Source organism: Streptomyces sp. NPDC033136 (genome assembly GCF_055578235.1).
The window spans coordinates 88127-110373 of record NZ_JBVIPD010000029.1 but is presented as its reverse complement, the minus strand read 5'-3'; the positions used below and the strand labels follow the sequence as shown (position 1 = coordinate 110373).

Genomic DNA, 22247 nt, shown 5'->3' with positions numbered 1-22247 from the left:
GACGAACTGATCGCCCGAACGCTCCCACGACGACGCCGGAACCATGCCTGAACAGCGGAAACTCAGTGATCACATCCGGTAAGACAACGGCTTCTGAGCTGACACGGCGGGGCGGGCAGGACGGGTGGGACGGGCGGCGGTCAGCCGTCGAGTCGCCGGCGCACCGCGGTCGCGCATCTGCGCAGACGCACGCGCGAGAGAGTCAGCAGGGCCGAGCAGACGGCCAGTGACGACTCGGTGAGCGAGGGAACGGCGGCCTCCGCCATCGGAGAGGGCGCGCGGCGGCGCAGTACGTCCTCCCTCGCGATCCCGAGCAGGTCGTCGTGCGGGCGGGGCGGGAATGCCGTGGTCATTCGTCACCTCTTGGGCCATCCGATGTCGTCGTCGGACGGCACGTCCCGGTTCGGCCCCCGAGGTACGCATCCGCTCCTGGGTGGGGCTGTACGCCGTGCAGGAACCGGATGCTTCATGGACGACTCCAGGGCGGGGGCAGGACAGCGCGCAGGCGCTTCCGACGTATGGCGCTGGAAATCCTGGCCGGATCCGCTAAAGGGCCGCTCGAGGAACACGTGAGAGCCATGCGGACGCGTACACGCGGACGCGGATGCCGCCGCTCCCAAACGACCGAAGCCCCCGTGACGGCCGGCGGCCGACGGGGGCGTATCGGTGGGCGGGGTCCGGTCGCCCGGCGGCCCGGCGGAGGCTCAGGCGATGCCCTCGGTGGCGGTGGTCCCGGGGGCGACGGGCCAGCCGATGTCGTCGGAGGTGGTACCCGGGGCGACGGGCCAGCCGATGTCGCCCTCGGTGGTGGCGGCGGTGGTGGTGGTCTTCGGGGGGACGGGCCAGCCGATGTCGTCGGAGACGGTCCCGGGGGCGACGGGCCAGCCGATGTCGCCGTCGGTGGGGGCGGCGGTGGTCTTCGGGGGGACGGGCCAGCCGATGTCGTTCGCGGTGGCGATGCCGGCCGTGGAGAGGACGGTGGCGGCGATGGCGGCGGCGACGGTCGTGACGGCGGCGGTGATGCGCTTCATGGCTGGCTCCTCGGTGTCAATTCCGTGTTCGGTCCTTGGCAACCTCTTGCCAAGAGATTGGCAAGAAGGTCTCGGGAATCACTCGGAAATCAGTTGATGGATGCTCGAGCAGGGCACCGAAGGCGCTCCTCGGCGCGTGGCGAGGCACCCGCTTTGCCACCACGAAGGCCCTCTGACCAGCGAGGACGCGAAATCTTGGCAAAACGGGGAATGGCTCGGCAACGCTAGGAAAGCTCTGGGGAACGCACCGAGGAACGCCTTTGCCGCACCCAGTCCGCAGCCCTCGCCACTAGAGCGCCGCTGGAGCCGACATTGCCAACCCGCCCGAAGTTCTGGCAACTTATTGCCAAGCAAGAGGCAATGAGTTGTCAACATGTGTCCGCTGATCGGGGGAGGTCGGAAGTGAACGCGATGCCTCACGGTGACCGTGGCCGAAGGGTCCACCTGGACAGCGCCGGCCTGGGCCGGATGACAGTCGCCACCCGCGCGGAACTCACCGAGTGGACACGGCACGAGGACCGCCATGGTCCGCACGAGGTGGACGAGCACGTCCATCACGTCGTGCGCCGCGAACTCGACGCGAGCCTGGCGGCCCTGCTGGGCACGCCGGCCGGCGACACCGTCCTGTCCACCGGCGCGGCCGACGCGTTCGCCACCCTGGTGCCGCGCCTCCCGCTCGGCCCGGGCGACCGGATCTGGACGACCCCCTACGAGGGCGTCGCCAACCTGACCGTACTGTCCGCCCTGCGCGACCGGGCCCGTTGCCGGCTGGAGGTCGTACCGCTGCGCCCGGACGGCGACCTGGACCTGGAGTGGATGGCGGCGCACATCGACGACGACGTCGCCCTGGTGTCGGTGGCACACGTCCCGGCGGGCTGCGGCATCGTCGCCCCGGTGGAGGACATCGGCCGCATCCTCGCCCCGTACCGGTGCCTCTACGCCGTCGACGCCTCGTACGCCGTCGGCCAGCTCCCCGTGAACGCGGGACGCATCGGCTGCCAGCTGCTCACCGGGGACGGCTGGCGGTTCCTGCGCGGCCCGGAGTCGGTCGGGTTCGCCTACGCGGCACCCGAGTTGCGGCAGGTACTGGCCCCGTACGGCACGGCACCCCTGGTTCCGCCGGAGGGCGCGCGCGTCGTCGCGCTGAGCGCCGCCCTGGCCGAGCAGGAGGAGGCCGTTCCCGCCGGGGACCTCGCCGCCGTCCTGCGTGCCGCCGTGCAGGAGACGCCCGGCGCCGAGCTGATCGCCCCCGGGCGGGTCCAGTCCGGCATCGTCACTTTCCGGCACGCCGAGGTGCCCGCCGGACCGCTGCGCCGGGAGCTCGCCGTCCGTGGAATCACCGTGGGCAAGACGGTCGCGCAGGAGACCCCGCTGTACCTGCCCGGGCACGGAGTCACCGCCGCCGTGCGCGTCTCCGTCCACCACGACAACTCGACGGAGGACGTCGCCCGGTTCGCGCAGGCGTTCCGGGACGTCCTGGCCGGGCACAGGCACCACACCGCGCCGACGGCCGTCCGGGCGGCGGCGCCCGCTCCCGTGGCGACGGCGGGCGTCGGGGCGGTGGCGGCCCCGGTGGCGGCGGGCCCGCGCGCCGTGTCCGCCTTCCCGGCGGCCGAGAGAGGCGGCGCGGTCCCGGCGGTACGCGTCCCGCGTCCGCGGCGGCGTACGGCCGGGCGACGGCACCTGGCGCTGGTGTCCGGCCCCGCGTCGGACGGCACGGCCTGAAGCCCAGCGGGTGAGAGAACCGGGCCGCCGGCCGGGGCGCTCCGGCGGGCCGTGCGCCCTGCCGCTCGAGGAACGCACGAGAAACTCGCGAGGTCCGCACGAGACGGTGCCACGGCGCCTGGCAAAACATTGCCCGGCTGTTGCCCGGCGCCCTACGCTCGTTGCGGCTTCGGACGGCTCGCCCCTTCTGCCTCGTGGCCACCCCCCACCCGCCTGCCCTCAGGGATTGGTCACATGCTCCAGCAGCCGGCTTTCGGCCGACGTCTCCGGAAACTGCGCCAGGCCCGCGGGCTGTCCCAGACCGCGCTGGCGGGTGACGGCATGTCCACCGGATACCTCTCCCGGCTGGAGTCCGGCGCCCGCCAGCCCACCGAACGGGCCGTCGCCTACCTCGCCGGACGGCTCGGTCTGGAAGCGGCGGACTTCGAGGAACCCGCGGGCGGTTCGCTCGCCCACGCGCTCACCCTGGCCGCCTCCACCGGCTCCGACGCGGCGATCGAAACCCTCCGCGAGGCCCTCGCCGCCGAGGGGCACGAGACGCCAGTGCTGCGCTGGCAGGCACTGTGGCACCTGGCCCGGCAGCGGCGCGTCCAGGGCGACCACACCGGTGAACGGGAGTACCTGGAGGAGCTGGTACGGCTCGGTGACCAGGTCGGGCTGACCGCGCTGCGGGTGCGCGGGCTGACCCGGTACGCCCGTTGCCTGCGCTCGCTCGGCGAGATCACCGACGCCCGCGACGCCGCGACGACCGCCCACCGTCTCGCCCAGGAGGACGAGCTGGAGGCGGACGACCGTGCGGCGGTGCTGCTCGCCCTGGTCTCCGTGGAGGCCGAGGCGGGCCGGATGCCCGACGCCCGGGCCCACGCCGACGAGCTGGTCGCGCTGGTCGCGGGCCGGTCGGACGCGGTGTGGGCCGAGGCGATGTGGACCGCGGCGGCGGTACTGGTCCGGCAGGGCGACTATGCCACCGCGCAGGCCCGTCTGGAGGAGGCGCTGGAGAAGTTCGACAGCGGTGAGGACCTCGTGCTCTGGCTCAGGCTCAGGACCGCGACGGGCCGGCTGCACCTCCAGAAGCGGCCCCCGGACCCTGAGGCGGCCGAACGGTGCGCCACGCAGGCGGAGTCGGCGCTCGCCTTCGTCGGGACGTCCGGCCTGCGCCAGGAGCTGACCGCGCTCAAGGCCGATCTCGCCTTCCTCACCGCCCGGTACGACGACGCCCGCGTGCTGCTCGGTGAACTCGCCCAGGCGCAGCCCATGATGACCTACCGGGACCGGATGCGGCTGGACATCCTGCGCCACCAACTGCGCATCCGCTCCGGCGACGACAGCGGCGTCCAGGGCCTGCGCGCCCTGGCCGAACAGGCCCAGGCCGACGCCAACATCGACCTGGCCGCGGACATCTGGCGCATCCTCGCCGAGTCCCTGGTCGAGTCCACCGGGGAGCGGGGCACGGCCGCGTCCGGGGCCTGACCACCCGGTCGGCCACGGGCCGGGCCCGGTGTGCGGCCGGCCCCGCCCGCTTCCCCGGCCGCGCCCGCTTCCCCGGCCGCGCCCGCTTTCCCGGGCCCGCCCGCTTCCCCGGCCCCGCGTGGGCCGCCGGCCGGGCCGTCCGCCGTCCGGGCGGAGCCGCCACCGGCGCGGGGAGCACGGGCGGACAGCCGCGCACCCGACGCGTGCCGGTGCTCGCCGGTGCTCGCCGGAGGCCGGACGTCCCGTGCCGAGCGCCGCCCCACCGACGGGATCGCCGGGATCCGGCGCGACGTAAGGGTCCGTCTTCCGCCGCGCCCGGTTGTGGCGGCGTACGCCCGGCGGCGGTTCGCGCGCGAGGGCCGACGTCCCGTCCAGGTTCCGCGGGTCGCCCGCCCGCCGGCGCGGGGACGGGCGGGCCACGGGCGGCGCGCGGTCGGCGGCGGGGTGGTCCGCACGGGGGACGGGGCCGGGGGCGAGAACACGGGGCGGCGGCTGGTGACGTTCATGGGGTCCTCCGGAAGGCTCGTCGTCGGTGGTCGCGTCGGTGGTCGCGTCGGCGGGTGCGTCGGCGGGTGCTCGATAGGTGCTGGGGTGGGGGGACGTCTAGAGCAGGTCACCGAGGTCGTCGTCGAGGGGGCTGTGGAGGTGGTCGAGGCAGGGCTCGTAGGTGTCCTCGCCGTGGGTCTCGTACCAGCCCTCGGGGACGGCGGCCGTCGCCGGCCACAGGGCGCGGTAGCCGGTCGCGTCGGCGAGGACGACGAAGGTGGCGTGCTCGTCGGCGAACGGGTCGTCGTGGGCCGGACCGTCCAGCACCCGCAGGCTGCCGTCCTCGTCGAGGCGGGCGGCGCGGCCGGTGCGCCACATGCGGGCGGTGCCGCCGTCGGGGCCGCCGAACGGGTCGGGCAGGAACCGTTCGCCGTCGCCCCCGGGCTCCCCGGCGTACCCCTGGGCCACGCCCGCGCCCGCGATGTACAGGGACCCGATCTCTCCCGGGCCCACCGGACGCAGCAGGGAGTCGAGGAGGTAGGCCCGGTAGCCGGGGGCGGGCCGGGGCGGGGAGCCGGGCACCTGCTCGACGACCAGCCTGCCCTCGGCCCAGCCGCCGCTCACGCTCAGCCCGGCGCCCTCGGCCCGGGCGAGCGCCAGCAGCGCGCACAGCACGTCGTCGGCGCCTCCCAGCACCATCCGGGCACCCCGCCGGCGCAGCCAGCCCAGCACCTCGTGCGGCACGTCCCGGGTGAGCGAGCCGTCCGGGACATGGACGCGCGCGCCGCACACCAGGGCGCTCAGCAGCCCGATCGCCGCGTCCCCGTCCGGGTAGCCGCGCACGAGCCAGGCCGTGTCCGCCGGTGCGGCCCCGGCCGCCGCCGCGACGGCCTCGCCGCCCACCGCGACCGTGCCGTCCTCGCCGGGCACCAGCAGCAGCGGGGCGCCGGGGCACGGCGGCCGGAGCCGGTCGGCGTCCGTCACCGGCCAGTGTCCGGCCGGCGGCAGCGGGCCGGCGGTCTCCTCGCGCACCAGCCGGGCCGCGCCGGGCACGGCGGGCAGCAGCAGGTCCGCGGTCTCGTCGAGCAGCAGCACCGCGGGGTGCGGTGCCTCGCCGAGGCCCAGCGCCGGGTCGACGGGCAGCAGCGCGGCTCCCGTCTTCACCACGGCCAGCGCGGCCACCGCGAACCCGGCCGGTGAGGACAGGGCGGTGAGCACGCAGGTGCCGGGGCCGGCCCGGTGCTCCAGGAGAGCGTGCGCCAGCAGGTCGGAGCGGGCGTCGAGTTCGGCGTAGTCGAGGCCGGGCAGGGCGACCGCCCCGGGAGCCCGCGCCACCTGCGCCGCGAACAGCGAGGCCACGTCCCCCTCGGCGGGCGGCGCGTCCGCACCCGCGCACGCCCAGATCCCCGTACCCGGCCGGGTGTCCGGGCGGGCGGCGGTGACGGTGGACGGAGTGGACGGCGCGGGCAGCGCGGGGCGGGGCGCGGGTGCGGCTGCGCCGTCCGGATGCGGCGGCAGGGTGTCGGGTGCCGTCCGCGCGGACGGGATCGCGCCCTCCGGCAGACGGGCCGGCCGGCGGGTGTGCGGGACGGTGTCCGGGCCGGCGTCGCGGCCCGCTGCCGCCGGGGTGCCGGCGCAGCCGGCCGCCTCGACGACGGGTGCCGCGTAGACGCCGGTGAGCGGGCCCGCGGGAACCTGCTCGGGGTCGAGCAGGACGAGGTCCAGGAGGTCGGGGCGCTCGCCCCAGGTGGGCACGGCGCGGAACCCGAGGCGCTCGGCGGCCCGGCACAGTGCCTCCGGGGCGGGGGCGGGCGCGTCCTGCGGAGCCAGGTCGATGCCCTCCAGGGGGTCGAAGAGGGACTGCATGGCCGCGTACTCGTCGTGCACCCGGCGGTTGGGTACGGCGGCCAGGCGCAGCACGGCGGGGCGCCGGGCGCGCAGGTGGTCGACGAGCCCGGCGGCGGTGTTGATCTCCTCGCCCCAGCGGGCGCGGGGCGCGGTGGTGAGGTCGGCGGCGGGTTCGGCGGTGGAGAGGACCACGTCGTAGCGGTAGCGGGTCAGTTCGTTGTGCTGGACGCCGCGCTTGACGCGTACGTCGACCGCGCGCACCGCGGGCAGGTCCCGGGCGAGGGCGTCGAACAGGGCGGGAGAGAGCAGCAACTCGGTCTCCAGGGCGACCTCGCGGCGGACGCGGCGGCGCAGCGCCTCGCGGTCGCCCCGGGCGGCACCCGGCCGGGCCAGCGCGGTGCCGGTCCGGAAGCAGTGGGCGAGGTCGAGGTTGCGCAGGTCGCCGAGGAACAGCGAGCCGCCCGGGGCGAGCAGCGGCAGCAGGCGCTCGACGAGGGTGCGCAGGCCGGCGAGGTCCGGGACGTACTGGACCACCGAGTCGACGACGATCGTGTCGAAGTGCCCGGCGGACAGACCGTGGGTGTCCTCGGCGCCGCGGCACTCGAGCCGGACCTTCTCCCCCAGCACCGGGTCGGCCTCCACCCGCGCGGTGAGCGCGGCGACGGCAGCGGGGGAGGAGGCGGTGGCCCAGTACTCCCGGACCTCCTCGTCGCGGGCGAGGCGGGTCAGCAGCGTCCCGGTGCCGGCACCGACCTGCAGGACCCGGCGGCGCGGCAGCTCGCGGATCCGGCCGAGGGTGGCGTCCCGCCACTCCCGCAGGTGCGCCGGCGGGATCGGCAGGGCGTCGTAACTGCTGATCCCGCCGGTCGGGCCGTCGCCCGGCACGGTGGCGAGGGCGTCCTGCTGCTCGTTGAGGCCGGAGTCGAACATCAGTAACCCGCTCCTTAGGACAGCGCCTTCCGGCTGGGCCCGGCTTGGCAAAACGTTGCCTGAAGGTTGGCAAAGGCGTCTTGAGGTGATGTCTCGCACCGGTCGAAGGGCGGTGGATCCGCTGGTGGCACGGGTTGGTCCGGCGCCCGGACGAGATGTGTCCGGTTGCCGGGGGCGGCGTCGGCGTCCCCTCGCGGCGGGAGCCTCGAGGAGTATTTGAAGGATGCTCGATCCGAGCCTCAGAAACTGTCCGCACCGAGTTCGGCTTCCTTGGAGCGACGCCGGGCCACCCCCGGTGTCGCTCCAAGGACACGGACGGAAGCGGAGGCTGAGATCATGACCGTCGAGCTGGTGGACACCACCGTCGAACGCCCGCTCCAGAGCCGGACGTTCGCCGCCCTGTACGCGGAGGCGCAGGAGTTCTACGCGCACCAGATGCGGATCCTGGACGCGCACGACGCCGAGCGCTGGGCGCTCACCTTCACCGAGGACGCCGTCCTCGAACTGCCGACCCTCCCCGGGCCCGTGCGCGCCCTCGACGGGCTCGCCCGCTACGTACGGTCCGGCGCGGAACGGCAGCGGCGGGCCGGCGGCCGCCTCGACCACTGGGTCGGCATGCTGGACGTACAGCCCCAGCCGGACGGAACGCTGCACACCCGCTGCTCGGCCCTGGTGTACGCGACGCCGGGCGGGGGAAGCCCCAAGGGGCTGCGCGTGTGCGTCATGGAGGACGTCCTGGTCCGCACCGCAGGCGAGTGGCGCGTCGCGCACCGCCGGGTGACCCGCGACGACCTGGCCTGAACACTCGACCGAGAGCAGCCAGACGCACAGGAGGCAGCCATGCCGGAGCTACGTCCCATCCCGGTACCGCACGCGCGCGACGACGAGACGACCGCCTCCCGGGCCTGGGCCGAGGCACTCGCGATGACCCGCGGGGACGCGGACCGCTCCGACCGCGCCCACCGCCCCCAGGGTGAGCTGGTGGCCGCCGCGCTGTCGGCGCACCGCACGCTGTCGCGGGAGTTCGGACGGAGCGTGCCGGTCACGGCCCTCGGGCCGGACGGTGCCCCGCGAGGACTCGCCGCCTTCGTCGCCGTGTACGCCGTCCAGCAGGCGCGGGAGCAGCGGGGCCAACGGGCGCGGCAGGAGCAGGAGCGGGCGGTGCAGCGGGACTGGGGCAAGCGGGTACGGCGGGACGAGCGCGGTCTGGGAGAGGCAGCCTGACGCGGACGCGCCGGACGACGCGTCTCGCCCACACGGAGCGGGCCCCGGTGCTGCGACCGCAGCACCGGGGCCCGCTCACGATGTGCGCCTCAGATGCCTGAGGCGGCCTGAGGCGGCCTCAGGCGGCCGAGGACACATCCTCCACCGAGTGGGTACGGCCCAACTCTCGCTCGGTGCGCCCCAGCACGATCGAGTCGGCGATCTCACCGCTGCGTACCGCCATGTTCGACAGCAGGGCCGACGTCAGACCGTGCGTGTGCTCGGTGCCGCCCTGGAGGTAGACGCCGCAGGTCAGTCCCGACGAGGAGACGAGGCGGTAGTCGCGCTCCACCCGGTGCCGGCCCGACGCGTCGCGTGCGAAGTGCGCGTCGAAGTCGTCGCCGAGCAGGCGGGCCGGGTCCACCCCGTCGTAGCCGGTGGCGAACACCAGCGCGTCCACGGCCAGGTCCTCCGTCCGGTCGTCGAGCAGCGAGCGCAGCACCATCCGCGTGCCCTGGCCGGTGCTCTCGACCTCGACGACCCGGGTGAGGTTGCGGAAGTGCAGCCGGTGGGTGCCGCGCACCTGCTCGTCGTACGACCGCTGGTACAGCGCCCGGATGACGTCGGTGTCGACCACCGAGTAGTTGGTGTTGCGGTGGTAGCGCCAGAACGCGTCCCGGGCCCGGTCGGTGCCGTAGTAGTACTCGTCGACCGCGCCGGGGTCGAAGACCTGGTTGGCGAAGGGGGTGTCGTCGGCGACGGAGTAGCCGTAGGACGGGATGACCGCGGAGACCTCGGCGTGCGGCAGCGAGTCGTAGAAGAACCGGGTGATCTCCGCCGCGCTCTGGCCGGCGCCAACCACCGCCACGCGCTTGAGCTCCTGCGGGTCGCGCGCGTTGAACCTGCTGAGGAACTGCGAGCTGTGCCACACCCGTTCGTCGGCCGTCACGCCCTCCGGCAGGCGCGGCACCAGGCCCGTGGAGATGACCACGTTGCGGGCGGTGACCACGCTGGTGGTGCCGTCGCCGCCGCGCACCTCGATCTCCAGGAGGTCGGGCCGGAGGGTCCCGCCCTCGGTGGCGGGCCGGATCGAGGTGACCTCGGTGCCGTAGGTGACCCGGTCGCTCAGGCCGGCGGCCGCCCACTCCAGGTACTGGTGGAATTCCTGCCGGGTCGGGAAGAAGTCCTGGTTGTTCACGAACTGCACCAGCCGGTTCGAGGAGTGCAGGAAGGAGATGAAGCTGAACCGGGACATCGGGTTCCTGAAGGTCGCCAGGTCCTTCAGGAATGAGATCTGCATGGTCGTGGACGGCAGCAGCATGTTCCGGTGCCAGCCGAAGGTGGGCTGCCGCTCGAAGAAGTGATACCTGAGCGGATGCTGCGGAGCGCTCGTCTCGTGCTCCTCCAAGGCGATCGCGAGCGACATGTTGGACGGGCCGAACCCGATACCGATCACGTCGTAGATCTCTTGGTGGCGCCTACCCGTTATGCCCATGGAAAATTCTCCCGCTTACGTCTGGAAAACTCGACCGGTGGCCCGAGAGACCGTTCTGTGCTGCTGCTCCGAGGAGCACGAGGAGCATCTCAAAGGCAACTTGAAGACGGCATGAAGACCATTCGAGAGCTTCTTGAGGTGCGCGATATTCGAAAACGTTGTCCTGTCGACAGGACACCGGTATGGTCGGCGAAGATTCCCGACAACTCCGCGTGACGCGGCCGACGGAGTAAGTGTCCGGAGTAATGCGATCAGTCACACTCTGAGCCTGATCCATGCCTTGAGTCAATTGCCGAGAGGGTGAACCCGGATGTTCGTGCCCAGCTTCTATCGCGAACCGGACAATTCGTGGATGGTGGATCTGGTCCGTGGTAATCCATTGGCGCTCGCCGTGTCCAATGGATGCCCCGAGGAGGGTCCTTTCGCCACGCATCTTCCGGTCATATTCGATCCCGTGAGGTCCGGCGACCGGCCCGGCGAGCTGCCGGGGGCCACGCTGCTCGGGCACATGAACCGGGCCAACCCGCACTGGTCGGCCCTCCGGACGGGCGGCATCCTGCTGCTGACGTTCACCGGGCCGCACTCCTACGTGTCGCCCACGGCGTACGAGACGACCCCCGCCGCCCCCACCTGGAACTTCACGGCGGTGCACGCCCGGGGCGTGGTGGAGAAGATCGACTCCACGGAGGAGACGCTGGACGTGGTGAAGGCCACCGTGCGCGCCTACGAGGGGGAGTTCGGCGACGGCTGGGACATGACCGAGTCGGTCGACTACTTCCGCAAGATCCTGCCCGCCGTGGGCGCGTTCCGGTTCACGGTGACCCGGGCCGAGGGCATGTTCAAGCTCAGCCAGGAGCAGCCGGCCGAGGTGCGCGAGCGGGTACGGGAGTCTTTCGGGCAGAGCGCGTGCCGGTACAAGCGCGAGACCGCCGGGCTGATGAGCCGGCTGCCGTGACCTGCCCGGGTCCCGGTGCAGGGAGTCTCGGCACCGAGGCCCCCGGTACCGACGGTTCACGCGCACCGACGGTTCACGCGCTGACGGCCACCGGCCGGACGGGGTCCCGCGCGTCCTCCAGGGCGCTCGCCGCCGCGCTGTCCAGCGTGGCCGTCACCCACTGCTCGAAGTCGACGCCCAGCTGCTCCGCCGCCTCGTGCCACCGTCGCAGACGGTGGCCGGGGACCTCCAGGCGGCCGCTCGGCTCGGTGAGGGTGCGCGGCCGGCGCTCGTCCTGGCGGGCGGCGCGCAGGGCGGCGCGCAACTGCTTGGTGCTCCACCGCCCCTCCTCTGCGCGGTCGAGCCAGAGATCCTGCTCCTCGGCCGGCATGGAGGCCAGCTCGGCGTGGTGTTGGAAGCTCAGGGCGGGGCGGCGCCGGGCGAGGCCGAAGCGGCGTGCGACCCACGCGTAGTTGCGCAGGGTCTGGTACGAGAGGCCGGCGGCGCGGATCCCGCGCTGGTAGCGGTCGGTGTAGTGGTCCTTGCCGTAGACGAGCCAGTCGCCCAGCCACCAGGAGGACGAGTCGAGGACGCCGGCGAGCTGCTGTCCGGCCCGCTCCCACTCGTCGTACGCCATCCGGGCCGGCATCCGCAGGCCCACTCTCGTCGTCAGCACCTGGCCCCCGTGGGGCTGGGGGTGGGTGTTCGCCGGGCCGCCGGGCGACCCCGCGGTCCGACCGGCCTGACGCGTCATCATGCCTCCAGGGGAAGAGCGCTTCATCGGTAGGACCTCTCGCCCGCGACCGGCTCAGGCCGCCGCCGGCACCTCGCCGAGGGCCTCGCCCAGGGCCGCCCGGAAGCGGTCGAGGAACGTGTCCACCTCGCGGTCCGACACGATCAGCGGCGGGGCGAGCCGGACGACGTCCGGCATCACCGCGTTCACCAGGAGCCCCCGGTCCTCGGCCGCCCGCTGCACGCGCGCCGCCGCGTCCCCGTCGAGCACGACGCCCAGCAGCAGCCCGGCGCCGCGCACTTCGCGCACCAGCGGGTGGCGCGGGTGCTCCAGGCCGTGCCGCAGCCGCTGCCCCGTCCGGGCCACGTGGTCCAGGAGGCCCGCCCGCTCGATGGTGTCCAGTACGGCGAGGGCGGCCGCGCACACCACCGGGTTCCCGCCGAAGGTGGAGCCGTGCGCGCCGGGCGTGAGCAGCTGGGCGGCCCGGCCGAAGGCGAGCGTCGCGCCGATGGGCAGACCCCCGCCCAGACCCTTGGCGAGGGTCACGACGTCCGCCTCGACGCCCTCGGTCTCGGCCGCGAACCAGCGGCCCGTGCGCCCGATGCCGGTCTGGATCTCGTCCAGGACGAGGAGGGTCCCGGTCGCCTCGGTGATCGCGCGGGCGGCCCGCAGATAGCCGGGCGGGGGGACGACCACGCCGTTCTCCCCCTGCACGGGCTCCAGCACCAGCAGCGCGGTGTCCGGCGTGACGGCACCGCGCAGGGCCTCGACGTCCCCGTACGGCACATGGGTGACGTCGCCCGGCAGCGGCCGGAAGGGGAGCTGCTTGGCGGGCTGGCCGGTGAGGGCCAGGGCGCCCATGGTGCGGCCGTGGAAGCCTCCGGACGCCGACACCATGTGCGTACGGCCGGTGAGGCGGCCGATCTTGAACGCCGCCTCGTTGGCCTCGGCCCCGGAGTTGGAGAAGTAGACCCGGCCGTCCGGGCGCCCGGCGAGCCGCAGCAGGCGCTCGGCGAGCCGCACGGTCGGTTCGGCCATGAACAGGTTCGAGACGTGTCCGAGCGAGGCGACCTGCTCGGACACGGCCCGGACGAGCGCGGGGTGAGCGTGGCCGAGCGAGTTGACCGCGATGCCGCCGACGAAGTCGAGGTACTCGTTGCCCTCCGCGTCCCAGACGCGGACGCCCCGGCCGCGGACCAGCGGCAGCCGAGGGGTGCCGAAGTTGTCCATCATGGCGCCCTGCCAGCGCCGGGTCAGCGCCGCGTTGCCCGCATCCACGCCGGCGAGGTCCGCGACGCCGTTCGCACCGCCGCTCACGCCGTCGCCCCCCGGACGTCGGCTTCGTCGTCCGGAACGACCACCGTGCCCGCCCCGTCGTCGGTGAACATCTGCAGCAGGATGGAGTGCCTGACCCGGCCGTCGATGACGCGGGCGGAGCCCACGCCGTTGTTCACGGCGTGCAGGCAGCTCTCCATCTTGGGGATCATCCCGGACGACAACCGGGGCAGCAGACCGGTCAGTTCGCCGGCGGTCAGGCGGGGGATCACCTCGTCGCTGTCCGGCCAGTTCCGGTACAGGCCCTCGACGTCGGTCAGGATCAGCAGCGTCTCGGCGCCGAGCGCGACGGCGAGGGCCGCGGCCGCGGTGTCGGCGTTGACGTTGAACACACCGCCCTCGGCGGCGTCCTTGTCGTCCTCGGGCCGGGCGATGGGGGAGACGACGGGGATGCGTCCGTTGTCGATGAGGCCCCGCACGATCCCGGCGTCGACGTGGGCGATCTCGCCGACGCGGCCGATGTCCACGGGCGCGCCGTCCTTGTCGGCGTAGTGCTTGACGGCGGTCATCAGACGGGCGTCCTCACCCGTGAGGCCCACCGCGTGCGGGCCGTGCGCGTTGAGCAGCCCGACCAGCTCGCGCTGCACCTGCCCGGCCAGGACCATGCGGACGACCTCCATGGTCTCGTCCGTGGTGACTCGCAGGCCGCTCTCGAACCGGGACTCCAGACCCAGACGCCCGAGCTGCGCGCTGATCTGCGGGCCGCCGCCGTGCACCACGACCGGTTTCAGGCCCGCGTGCCGCAGATAGAGGATGTCCATGGCGAAGGCCGCCTTGAGGTCGTCGTCGACCATGGCGTTGCCGCCGAACTTGATGACGACGGTCTTGCCGTGGTGGCGCGCCACCCACGGCAGCGCCTCGATGAGGGCGCGGGCCTGGGGCATGGCCGCGTGCTCGCCGGAGCGGTCGCGGCCGGAGGAGTGGGGGAGTCGCCGAGGAGACGGTGAAGCACTCATGATGAATACTCGCTGTTCTCGTGGACGTAGTCGGCGGTCAGGTCGTTGGTCCAGACGACGGCGTGGTCCGCGCCCTCGGCGAGGTCCACGGTGATCCGGACCTCGCGGCCGGTCATGTCGACCAGCGCGCGGTCCTCCCCCACCGAGCCGTCCTTGCACACCCACACGTCGTTGATGGCGACGCTCAGCCGATCGGGCGCGAACGAGGCGGAGGTGGTGCCGACGGCGGACAGCACACGGCCCCAGTTGGGGTCCTCGCCGTGGACGGCACACTTGAGGAGGTTGTTGCGGGCGACGGAGCGGCCCACCTCGACGGCGTCGTCCTCGCTCGCGGCGCCCACGACCTCGACGCGGATCTCCTTGGAGGCACCCTCCGCGTCCCCGACGAGCTGCCGGGCCAGGTCGGCGCAGACCGCGCGGACGGCGTCGGCGAACTCCTCGTACCCGGGAGCGACGCCGGCGGCACCGGAGGCGAGCAGCAGCACCGTGTCGTTGGTGGACATGCAGCCGTCCGAGTCGACGCGGTCGAAGGTGACCCGGGTGGCGGCGCGCAGGGCGCCCTCCAGGGCCCGGGCGTCGACGTCGGCGTCGGTGGTGAGGACGACGAGCATGGTGGCCAGGCCCGGGGCGAGCATCCCGGCGCCCTTGGCCATGCCGCCGACCGTCCAGCCGTCCTTCGTCACGGCGGCCGTCTTGTGCACCGTGTCGGTGGTCATGACGGCGCGCGCCGCGTCCTCGCCGCCGTCCTCGGACAGCCGGGCGGCGGCGTCCTCGACGCCGGCCAGCAGCCGGTCCATGGGAAGCGGCACCCCGATGAGCCCGGTGGAGCAGACCGCCACCTGGGAGACGTCCAGGCCGAGCCGCCCGGCGGTCCGCTCGGCGGTGGCGCGGGTGTCCGCGAGGCCCCGCGGTCCGGTGCAGGCGTTGGCACCGCCGGAGTTGAGGACCACCGCGCGGACCGAGCCGTCCGCGAGGACCCGCCGGGACCACTGGACGGGGGCGGCCTGCACGCGGTTGGCGGTGAAGACGCCCGCGGCGGCACTGCCCGGCCCCTCGTTCACGACGAGTGCCAGGTCCCGGCTGCCGTTCTGCTTGATTCCCGCGGCGATGCCCGCCGCCCTGAAGCCTCGTGCTGCGGTGACGCTCACGGTGCGACTCCGATCGTGGAAAGCCCCAGTGACTCGGGCAGGCCGAGGGCGATGTTCATGCTCTGGACGGCGCCGCCCGCCGTGCCCTTGGTGAGGTTGTCGATGGCGCTGATCGCGACGATCCGGCCGGCCCCCGGGTCGAGGGCCACCTGGACCTGCCCGGCGTTCGACCCGTACACGGCTCCGGTGGCGGGCCACTGCCCCTCGGGCAGCAGCCGCACGAACGGCTCGTCGCCGTAGGCCTTCTCGTACGCGGCCCGTACGTCCGCCGCGCCGACCCCGGGCCGGGCCGCGGCCGAGCAGGTGGCGAGGATGCCGCGGGACATGGGAGCCAGGGTGGGGGTGAAGGAGACGGCGACCGGGTGGCCCGCCGCGGCGCCGAGGTGCTGTTTCATCTCGGGCGTGTGCCGGTGGCCGCCGCCCACGCCGTAGGGGCGCATGGAGCCCATGACCTCGCTGCCGAGCAGGTCCGCCCGGGCCGCTTTGCCGGCGCCGGACGTGCCGGACGCCGCGACGACCACCGCCTCGGGTTCGGCCAGCCCGGCCGCGTACGCGGGGAAGAGGGCCAGCAGGGCCGCGGTCGGGTAGCAGCCCGGCACCGCGATGCGCCGGGAGCCCGCCAAGGCGGCGCGGGCGCCGGGCAGTTCGGGCAGGCCGTAGGGCCAGGTGCCCGCGTGCGGCGAGCCGTAGAACGCCTCCCAGTCGGCCGCGTCGGCGAGGCGGAAGTCCGCGCCGCAGTCGACGACCAGGGTCTCCTCGCCCAGGTGCTCCGCCACCGCGGCGGACTGCCCGTGCGGCAGGGCGAGGAAGACGACGTCGTGCCCCGCGAGGGCGTCGGTGGTGGTGGGCAGCACCTCCCGCCCGGCCAGCGGGGCCAGGTGCGGTTGCAGCGCGCCCAGCCGCTGTCCCGCGCTGGAGTGCCCGGTCAGGGCACCGATCTCTACTTCGGGGTGGGCCAGGAGCAGACGCAGGAGTTCGCCCCCCGCGTAGCCGCTCGCTCCCGCCACGGCTGCTCGCACTGTCATGAATTCTCCCCCTCGACGGACACGTGCCCGGTCCTCGCGGCCCGCCGCCTCAGCGTGAGCGGGCGGGTGCCTCGCAGAACTCGGCGTCCAGAATGGGCAGGATGGTCTCCGCTGCCCAGGTCCCGTTGTAGTTGAACGCGAGCCGGTGGCGACCGTCCTCGGTCATGGCGACCAGGGAGATCGACCCCATCGTTCCCCCGTCGTGGTACCAGAGGGTGGTGCCGCAGCCCAGCGTGAGCCGTTCGATGCCGAGCCCGTAGGACGAGCCGGGGGCGTCGGGGTTGGCCACGGTCGACTTCATCTTCGCCAGCTGCCGCGGCGGCAGCAGCTTGCCCTTCAGCAGCGCCGCGTAGAACCGGTTCAGGTCCCTCGTACTGGAGATGATGTCGCTGTCGCCCCAGAACTGTGACCCGTTGACCTCGGTGACGTCGTAGATCCGGTCCGGCTGTGCGGGGAAGAGCCTGGCGTGCTCGCGGCCGCTCGGCCGGGGCAGGCCGAAGTCCGTGCCGGGGTGGGACGTCGCCTTCAGCTTCAGGGGCGCGACGATGCGCTCGCGCACCTCTTCCTCGTACGACCTGCCGCCCACCTTCTCGACGATCAGCGCGGCCAGGATGTCGTTGGTGTGGGAGAACGAGTGCCTGGCGCCCGGCTCGAACTGCGGCGCGTGGGAGAACGCCACCCGCAGGCGGGCCCCGGGCGGCAGCGTGTCGTACCGGTGCTGGAGGAAACCGTCGCCCAGCACGTACGTATCGAGGTACTGCGGGTCGTCGAAGTAGTTGGTCAGACCGCTGGTGTGGTTGAGGAGCTGCCGCACGGTGATGCGGCTGCCGTCGTTGCCGTTGCCCGTCACCAGGCCGGGCAGGTGACGCTCCACGGTGTCGTCGAGGCTGAGCTTCTTCTCCGCCTCCATCTGGAGCAGGACGACCGCCACGAACGTGTTGGTGATGCTGCCGACACGGAACCGGTCGTTCTCGCCGCGCGGGGTGCCCGTCGTCAGGTCTCCCACGCCCGACGCCGACTTCCAGACCCCGTCCGCGTCCCGCGCTTCGGCGGTGACGCCGGGGACGCCGGCGGCGACGGCCGCGTCCATCGCACGTTGCGTCGCCTGGTGGCCGGCCGCCGCGGCGGGAGCGTCCCCGGCCGCTTGGGCGGGATGCGTGAGGACGGTGGCCGTGAGGGCCGCCGCCGCCAGCGCGACCACGCCCGCGCCCGGTCTCTTCCGTGTCGTCGTCGTCCGCATCGTCATTTCCCCGTTTCAGAAGACTCGTCGTAGGTGGCGGATGCCGTACTCGTGCTTACTCGTGTGCCGTGCGTCGGGGAGGCACGGGAAGTTCAGGAGGAATGCGCCGCGGTCACCGCGTCGAGCGCCGTGGTCGCGTCCCGTTCGATCCGCCGCAGCAGCGGCCGGGGATCGTCCTGGAAGTAGAAGTGACCGCCGTCGAAGACCCGCAGGCCCAGGAAGTGCTCGCTGTGCTCCTCCCAGCCCGCCATCCGCGGCGGTGAGGCGTGGCGGTCCTCGGCGCCCGCGTAGGCGGACAGCGCCACGGGCAGCGGACCGGTGCCGGGAGCGGGGCGCCAGGTCTCCACCAGACGCAGGTCGTTGCGGATGACCGGCTCGAACAGGGTCCACAGCCCCGGGTCGTCGAAGACGCTGTCGGGTGTGCCGCCGAGCCCCTTCAGGCGTTCCCGCAGCTCGGCCTCGGGCAGCGCGTGGTAGCGCCGCCCCGGAACCACCAGCTGCGGCGCGGTGCGGGCCGAGACACCGACCCACACCGGCCGGGGCAGGCCCCGGTCGAGCGCCCGCCGGGTGATCTCGTACGCCAGGAGGGCACCCATGCTGTGCCCGAACAGGGCGTAGGGACCCGTCAGTTCCGGCTCGACGTGGTCCAGCAGGAAGTCGGCGAGGCGGCCGGCTTCCGCGATCCGGGGCTGATCGAGGAGGAAGCCGTGCCCCGGGGCGTCGAGCAGCCGCACGTCCCACGTGTCCGGCAGCCCGGCAGGCCAGTGGCGGTACAGCACGTGCGAGCCTCCCGCGTGGTGCAGGACGAACAGGCGCAAGGCAGGTGGTGTGCTGTCCATCGCTCCCCCTCGGATCGGGCTGCGCACGTTCGCACCATAGAACGGCCGTGGCCGAAACGGAGCGGGCACCAGGGGGACTCCGCCGCCGGTGTGGGAACCCTCTAGCGAACCTCGGGCGGCGCGCCCGCGACGTGGGGTCAATACTCCCCGTACCTGGGCGACTACGCATCGGATGCCCGTCGGACGCCCGTCCCAGCCCCCGTCCGGGCGCCCGCCCCGCCCCGGTCCGGAGGCCGCCGGCCGCCGCCCGGCGTCTCGAGCGGAACTCGACCGGATCTGAGCGGTGCCCTGGCTACAGTGGTCGGCGAGTCGGCTACCGGCCACGTCGGGCAGCCAAGCCCGTACGACGACCGCGCCCGGTCCCAGGAACACGGGCGGCCGATCTCCCGTGTGTACGTCGAGGGCCGGCGGCCCCGGCCGAGGCCGGGCCGGTGGGCCCGGCGTTCTCCCATCCCGAGTCACCCCGTGACGGTTAAGGACGGTGCCAGTTGAGCACGAACCCCTTCGATGACGAGGACGGCCGCTTCCACGTCGTGGTCAACGACGAGGAGCAGCACTCCCTGTGGCCGGCGTTCGCCGAGGTTCCCGCGGGCTGGCGGGTGGTCTTCGGCGAGGCGGCCAGGGCCGAGTGCCTGGAGTACGTCGAGCAGAACTGGACGGACCTGCGCCCCAAGAGCCTGCGGGAGGCCATGGCGGCGGGCTGAACCGCCCGCCCGGACTCCCGTCGAGCCGACGCGGCGGAACCCGCCCGCGCCGTCCCGGTCCCTCTGCTGACCGCCGCCGGGTCCGCGACCCCGACCGGGACGGCGCCGTCCGGACGTACGAACCGAAAGAACCTGGTGGAAGGCGCCGCGGCCCGCGACGCCCGCGACCGGCTTCGCGGGCCCGCACACCCATGTCCCGCCGGCGCTCACGCAGTACATGCCGCCCGGGTGCCCGGCCGAGTGACCAGCCGACGCCCTGGAAAACGCTTCGAGTTGGGAGATGAAGGTTGTGACGGGGGCTGTGAGAACGGCGAGCAGGTACAAGGCGAGGCCGGTGGACACCAGCAGTGAGCCGGCGCAGCGCGACGTGGTCCTGTCCTTCGTGGGGACGCAGGCCACGGTGCAGAAGTCGGGGATGCTCTTCCCGCAGAACCTGCCGGAGCGGTCCTGGGAGCAGATCGGGACCAACCTGCGCGAGCTCGTGAACTCCTCGGCGTGGTGGCTCGCCGACTGGCTGCTCTTCGGGGAGGCCACCTACGGCTGGCGGCGGTACAAGGAGGCCATCGAGCGCACCGGGCTCGACTACCAGACCCTGCGCAACTACGCGTGGGTGGCCCGGCGGTTCGAGCACGACCGCAGGCGGGACGGCCTCAGCTTCGCCCACCACGCGGAGGTGGCCCGTCTGTCGCCGCCGGAGCAGGACTACTGGCTGCGCAAGGCCGAACAGCAGAAGTGGTCGCGCAACGAACTCCGCAGGGCACTGCGCGCCAGCCTGGCCGCGCAGAGCGACACCACCGAGATCTCCGCGAACGGCGACGACGACCAGCAGGCGGCGCCCCGGTCCGCGGAGCCGCCGGCCGCCGAGAAGCGCCGGCCGCAGGTCACCACCCTCACCATCGAGCTCTCCGCCGACCAGCTCGAGCACTACTCGAAGGCGGCCGCCGCGCATGGTCTGCCCGTCGGCGAATGGGTGACTCAGGTGCTCGCGACCGCCGACCGCCACACCGCCGGCCCTCGCACCGCCGACCGCCGCACGGCCGGGAGCGGCACCGCCTAAGGCCCGTCGCGCCGGGCCACCACCCGTTCCCGTGACGCGCCGACGACTCGTCCGACCGGACTTCTCTCACATCGGAGCCAGTTGATGATCCTTCAGGGAAAGCGGGTCGCCCTGCCCCCGGCGCCCGTCGTGCACCAGCAGTTCGAGGCCAACGCGGCGGCCACCCCCGACGCCGTGGCCGTCGTCCACGCCGGCCGTCAGATGACATACGCCGAGCTGGACGCGCGGGCGAACCGGTTCGCGCACTTCCTCGCCGCGCGCGGGCACGGCCGGGGAGCGAAGGTCGGCGTCTGTCTCGACTACTCGGCCGACATGCTCGTCGCCATCCTCGGCACGCTGAAGGCGGGCGCGGCGTACGTGCCGTTCGACCCGGCCTATCCGGCGGCCCGGCTCCAGCTCCTGCTGGGCCAGGTCCCCTCCCTCGCCCTGATCGTCGCCTCCCCCCAGACGCGGGGGATGGTCGACTCGGCGGGCGTCGAGGTCGTCGACCTGGAGCAGCTCACCGACCACCTCGCGCAGCTCCCGGCGACCGCCCCCGACGTCCACGTCACCGGCGACGACGTGTGTTACGCGGTCTTCACGTCCGGTTCGACCGGAACGCCGAAGCTGACCGCGGTGCGGCACGAGGGCTGGTTCAACCTGATGAACTGGCTGAAGCTCGAGTACGGCCTGCACAGCGGGTCGCACAACCTGGTCGTCAGCGCCTTCGGCTTCGACCTGTCCCAACGGGCGCTGATGACACCGCTGTTCTGCGGAGCCACCCAGTACCTGATGGCGAGCCGGAACTTCGACGCGATGATGGCCTACCGCATCCTCACCCAGCACGACATACGTGTCGTGCACTGCGCCTCCAGCACCCTGTACCTGCTCGTGGACTGGGAGACCGCGCGCGGCGGCGACGCGCTCACCCGGCTCGACTACGTGCTCTTCGGCGGCGAGCCGCTGAAGACCGAACGGCTCGCCAACTGGGCGCGGCGCGAGGGCAACGCCTGCACCCTCCTGCACCAGTACGGCGTCGCCGAGTGCACGGACGTCGCCACCTCCTACGACCTCGCCGGATACTGGCGCGGCGGACACGACATCACCCCGGTCGGCAGGCCGGCCTACAACACCGACATCCACCTTCTCGACGAGGAGCTGCGCGGCGTCGGCGCGGGGGAGTACGGCGAGGTCTGCATCTCCGGGGCGAGCGTCGGCGCGGGCTATCTGGGCGGAGCGGGCCCCGAGAACGCGAAGTTCGCGACGATCGAGGTCGACGGCGCGCCGCTCAGGGTGTACCGCACGGGCGACCGCGGCCGCATCGACGAGGCCGGCAACCTCGTCGTCGCCGGCCGGATGGACGCGCAGGTGAAGGTGCGGGGCATGCGCATCGACCCCACCGACATCGAGCGCGCGCTCGGCCGGCTGGCCGGGATCCGGGAGGCCGCCGTGGTCGTCGCGCCGGGCGACGCCGGCGAGGCCGAACTGACCGCGTTCATCGTCCCGACCCGGGACGAGCTCACCGAGGACGACGTGCGCATCCGTCTCCTGCAGACCCTGCCGCGCAACATGGTCCCGGCCAGGTTCGTGAACGTCCTGCGGCTCCCGCTGAGCCCGCACGGGAAGGTCGACCGCGCGGCGCTGGTCGACTCGCTCCAGAAGCAGTACGCGATGAGCGGCGCGGCGCGATAGCCGACGCGGCAGCCGACAACAAACCTGTCGGCGAACCAGAGAGGACAACGATGATTGCCGACAGCGTGCGTGCCATTTGGTGCCGGGAGCTGAAAGTCGACGACATAGCGGCCGACGACGATTTCTTCACCCTGGGCGGCCAGTCCGTGATCATGTTCCGAATTCAGGATGCTTTCATGGAGGAACTGGGCGTCGAGGTCCCGATGGACCAGATGTTCCTCCACCCGACGGTGGCGTCGATCTCCGCCTACATCGAATCCCTGGACCCGATGGCCCCGTAGTGTCGGGGGGGGGGGGGGGGGGGGGGGGGGGGGGGGGGGGGGGGGGGGGGGGGGGGGGGAGGGGGGGGGGGGGGGGGGGGGGGGGGGGGGGGGGGGGGTGGTGGGGGGGGGGGGGGGGGTATCCTGCTTCTGCTCT

At 73.4% G+C, this 22247-nt stretch carries 20 protein-coding genes; 9 read left to right on the top strand and 11 right to left on the bottom strand.

The features are described 5' to 3' along the window. Window positions 1-140: 140 nt before the first annotated feature. Both ACZ5TL_RS35300 and ACZ5TL_RS35295 read right to left on the bottom strand, forming a co-directional pair. The gene (locus ACZ5TL_RS35300) at window positions 141-353 is read right to left on the bottom strand and encodes a hypothetical protein (RefSeq protein WP_468594869.1); all 213 of its coding nucleotides are present in this window, start codon (window positions 351-353) and stop codon (window positions 141-143) included. A 351-nt stretch (window positions 354-704) separates the two neighbouring features. Beyond that, a complete protein-coding gene (locus ACZ5TL_RS35295; RefSeq protein ID WP_468594868.1) occupies window positions 705-1031 on the bottom strand; it encodes a hypothetical protein in 327 nt (108 codons plus the stop codon). 468 nt (window positions 1032-1499) lie between these two features. Here ACZ5TL_RS35295 and ACZ5TL_RS35290 point away from each other — a divergent pair, with 468 nt between their 5' ends. After that, window positions 1500-2756 carry an aminotransferase class V-fold PLP-dependent enzyme gene (locus tag ACZ5TL_RS35290; protein WP_468594867.1) on the top strand — a complete coding sequence of 419 codons (1257 nt, stop codon included), beginning with the start codon at window positions 1500-1502 and terminating at the stop codon, window positions 2754-2756. A 234-nt stretch (window positions 2757-2990) separates the two neighbouring features. Further along, window positions 2991-4226, top strand: coding sequence for a helix-turn-helix domain-containing protein (locus ACZ5TL_RS35285; protein WP_468594866.1), 1236 nt, complete (start codon window positions 2991-2993; stop codon window positions 4224-4226). Window positions 4227-4829: 603 nt separating this feature from the next. Here ACZ5TL_RS35285 and ACZ5TL_RS35280 read toward each other — a convergent pair. Continuing rightward, window positions 4830-7490 (bottom strand): AMP-binding protein, encoded by a 2661-nt coding sequence (locus ACZ5TL_RS35280; protein ID WP_468594865.1) that lies wholly within the window; start codon window positions 7488-7490, stop codon window positions 4830-4832. 336 nt (window positions 7491-7826) lie between these two features. On the opposite strand from ACZ5TL_RS35280, the gene ACZ5TL_RS35275 reads away from it, so the two are divergent. Next, entirely contained in the window at window positions 7827-8291 is a 465-nt protein-coding gene (locus ACZ5TL_RS35275) for a nuclear transport factor 2 family protein (protein ID WP_468594864.1), read from the top strand. Between the two features lie 39 nt (window positions 8292-8330). Then, on the top strand, window positions 8331-8714 hold the full coding sequence (locus ACZ5TL_RS35270) for a hypothetical protein (RefSeq protein WP_468594863.1): 384 nt from the start codon (window positions 8331-8333) through the stop codon (window positions 8712-8714). Between the two features lie 118 nt (window positions 8715-8832). Here ACZ5TL_RS35270 and ACZ5TL_RS35265 read toward each other — a convergent pair whose 3' ends face one another. Beyond that, window positions 8833-10188 (bottom strand): lysine N(6)-hydroxylase/L-ornithine N(5)-oxygenase family protein, encoded by a 1356-nt coding sequence (locus ACZ5TL_RS35265; RefSeq protein ID WP_468594862.1) that lies wholly within the window; start codon window positions 10186-10188, stop codon window positions 8833-8835. A 310-nt stretch (window positions 10189-10498) separates the two neighbouring features. On the opposite strand from ACZ5TL_RS35265, the gene ACZ5TL_RS35260 reads away from it, so the two are divergent. Beyond that, window positions 10499-11143, top strand: coding sequence for an FMN-binding negative transcriptional regulator (locus ACZ5TL_RS35260; RefSeq protein WP_468594861.1), 645 nt, complete (start codon window positions 10499-10501; stop codon window positions 11141-11143). A gap of 73 nt (window positions 11144-11216) precedes the next feature. Here ACZ5TL_RS35260 and ACZ5TL_RS35255 read toward each other — a convergent pair whose 3' ends face one another. From ACZ5TL_RS35255 to ACZ5TL_RS35225, 7 genes are all read right to left on the bottom strand, one after another. After that, window positions 11217-11879, bottom strand: coding sequence for an LmbU family transcriptional regulator (locus ACZ5TL_RS35255; protein WP_468594860.1), 663 nt, complete (start codon window positions 11877-11879; stop codon window positions 11217-11219). A gap of 51 nt (window positions 11880-11930) precedes the next feature. After that, complete coding sequence (locus ACZ5TL_RS35250) at window positions 11931-13172, bottom strand: acetylornithine transaminase (protein ID WP_468594859.1); 1242 nt, start codon at window positions 13170-13172, stop codon at window positions 11931-11933. Next, window positions 13169-14146, bottom strand: a complete 978-nt coding sequence (gene argB / locus ACZ5TL_RS35245) for an acetylglutamate kinase (protein ID WP_468594858.1) — start codon at window positions 14144-14146, stop codon at window positions 13169-13171. Before argB ends, ACZ5TL_RS35250 begins: the two co-directional genes overlap by 4 nt. Continuing rightward, window positions 14143-15294: a bifunctional glutamate N-acetyltransferase/amino-acid acetyltransferase ArgJ gene (gene argJ, locus ACZ5TL_RS35240; protein WP_468594857.1), complete on the bottom strand. Its 1152-nt coding sequence runs from the start codon at window positions 15292-15294 to the stop codon at window positions 14143-14145. The genes argB and argJ overlap by 4 nt, the downstream gene beginning before the upstream one ends. Further along, window positions 15291-16319, bottom strand: coding sequence for an N-acetyl-gamma-glutamyl-phosphate reductase (argC, locus tag ACZ5TL_RS35235; protein ID WP_468594856.1), 1029 nt, complete (start codon window positions 16317-16319; stop codon window positions 15291-15293). The genes argJ and argC overlap by 4 nt, the downstream gene beginning before the upstream one ends. Window positions 16320-16368: 49 nt before the next feature. Next, the gene (locus ACZ5TL_RS35230; protein WP_468594855.1) at window positions 16369-17559 is read right to left on the bottom strand and encodes a serine hydrolase domain-containing protein; all 1191 of its coding nucleotides are present in this window, start codon (window positions 17557-17559) and stop codon (window positions 16369-16371) included. A gap of 92 nt (window positions 17560-17651) precedes the next feature. Continuing rightward, window positions 17652-18398, bottom strand: a complete 747-nt coding sequence (locus ACZ5TL_RS35225; protein ID WP_468594854.1) for a thioesterase II family protein — start codon at window positions 18396-18398, stop codon at window positions 17652-17654. A 488-nt stretch (window positions 18399-18886) separates the two neighbouring features. On the opposite strand from ACZ5TL_RS35225, the gene ACZ5TL_RS35220 reads away from it, so the two are divergent. The 4 genes from ACZ5TL_RS35220 to ACZ5TL_RS35205 all read left to right on the top strand — a co-directional run bounded on the left by ACZ5TL_RS35220 (window position 18887) and on the right by ACZ5TL_RS35205 (window position 22111). Further along, complete coding sequence (locus ACZ5TL_RS35220; protein WP_053672917.1) at window positions 18887-19102, top strand: MbtH family protein; 216 nt, start codon at window positions 18887-18889, stop codon at window positions 19100-19102. A gap of 334 nt (window positions 19103-19436) precedes the next feature. Then, on the top strand, window positions 19437-20159 hold the full coding sequence (locus ACZ5TL_RS35215) for an LmbU family transcriptional regulator (protein WP_468594853.1): 723 nt from the start codon (window positions 19437-19439) through the stop codon (window positions 20157-20159). An 84-nt stretch (window positions 20160-20243) separates the two neighbouring features. Continuing rightward, on the top strand, window positions 20244-21830 hold the full coding sequence (locus ACZ5TL_RS35210; protein WP_468594852.1) for an amino acid adenylation domain-containing protein: 1587 nt from the start codon (window positions 20244-20246) through the stop codon (window positions 21828-21830). 50 nt (window positions 21831-21880) lie between these two features. Next, window positions 21881-22111: an acyl carrier protein gene (locus tag ACZ5TL_RS35205; protein ID WP_468594851.1), complete on the top strand. Its 231-nt coding sequence runs from the start codon at window positions 21881-21883 to the stop codon at window positions 22109-22111. The last annotated feature ends 136 nt before the right edge of the window (window positions 22112-22247 follow it).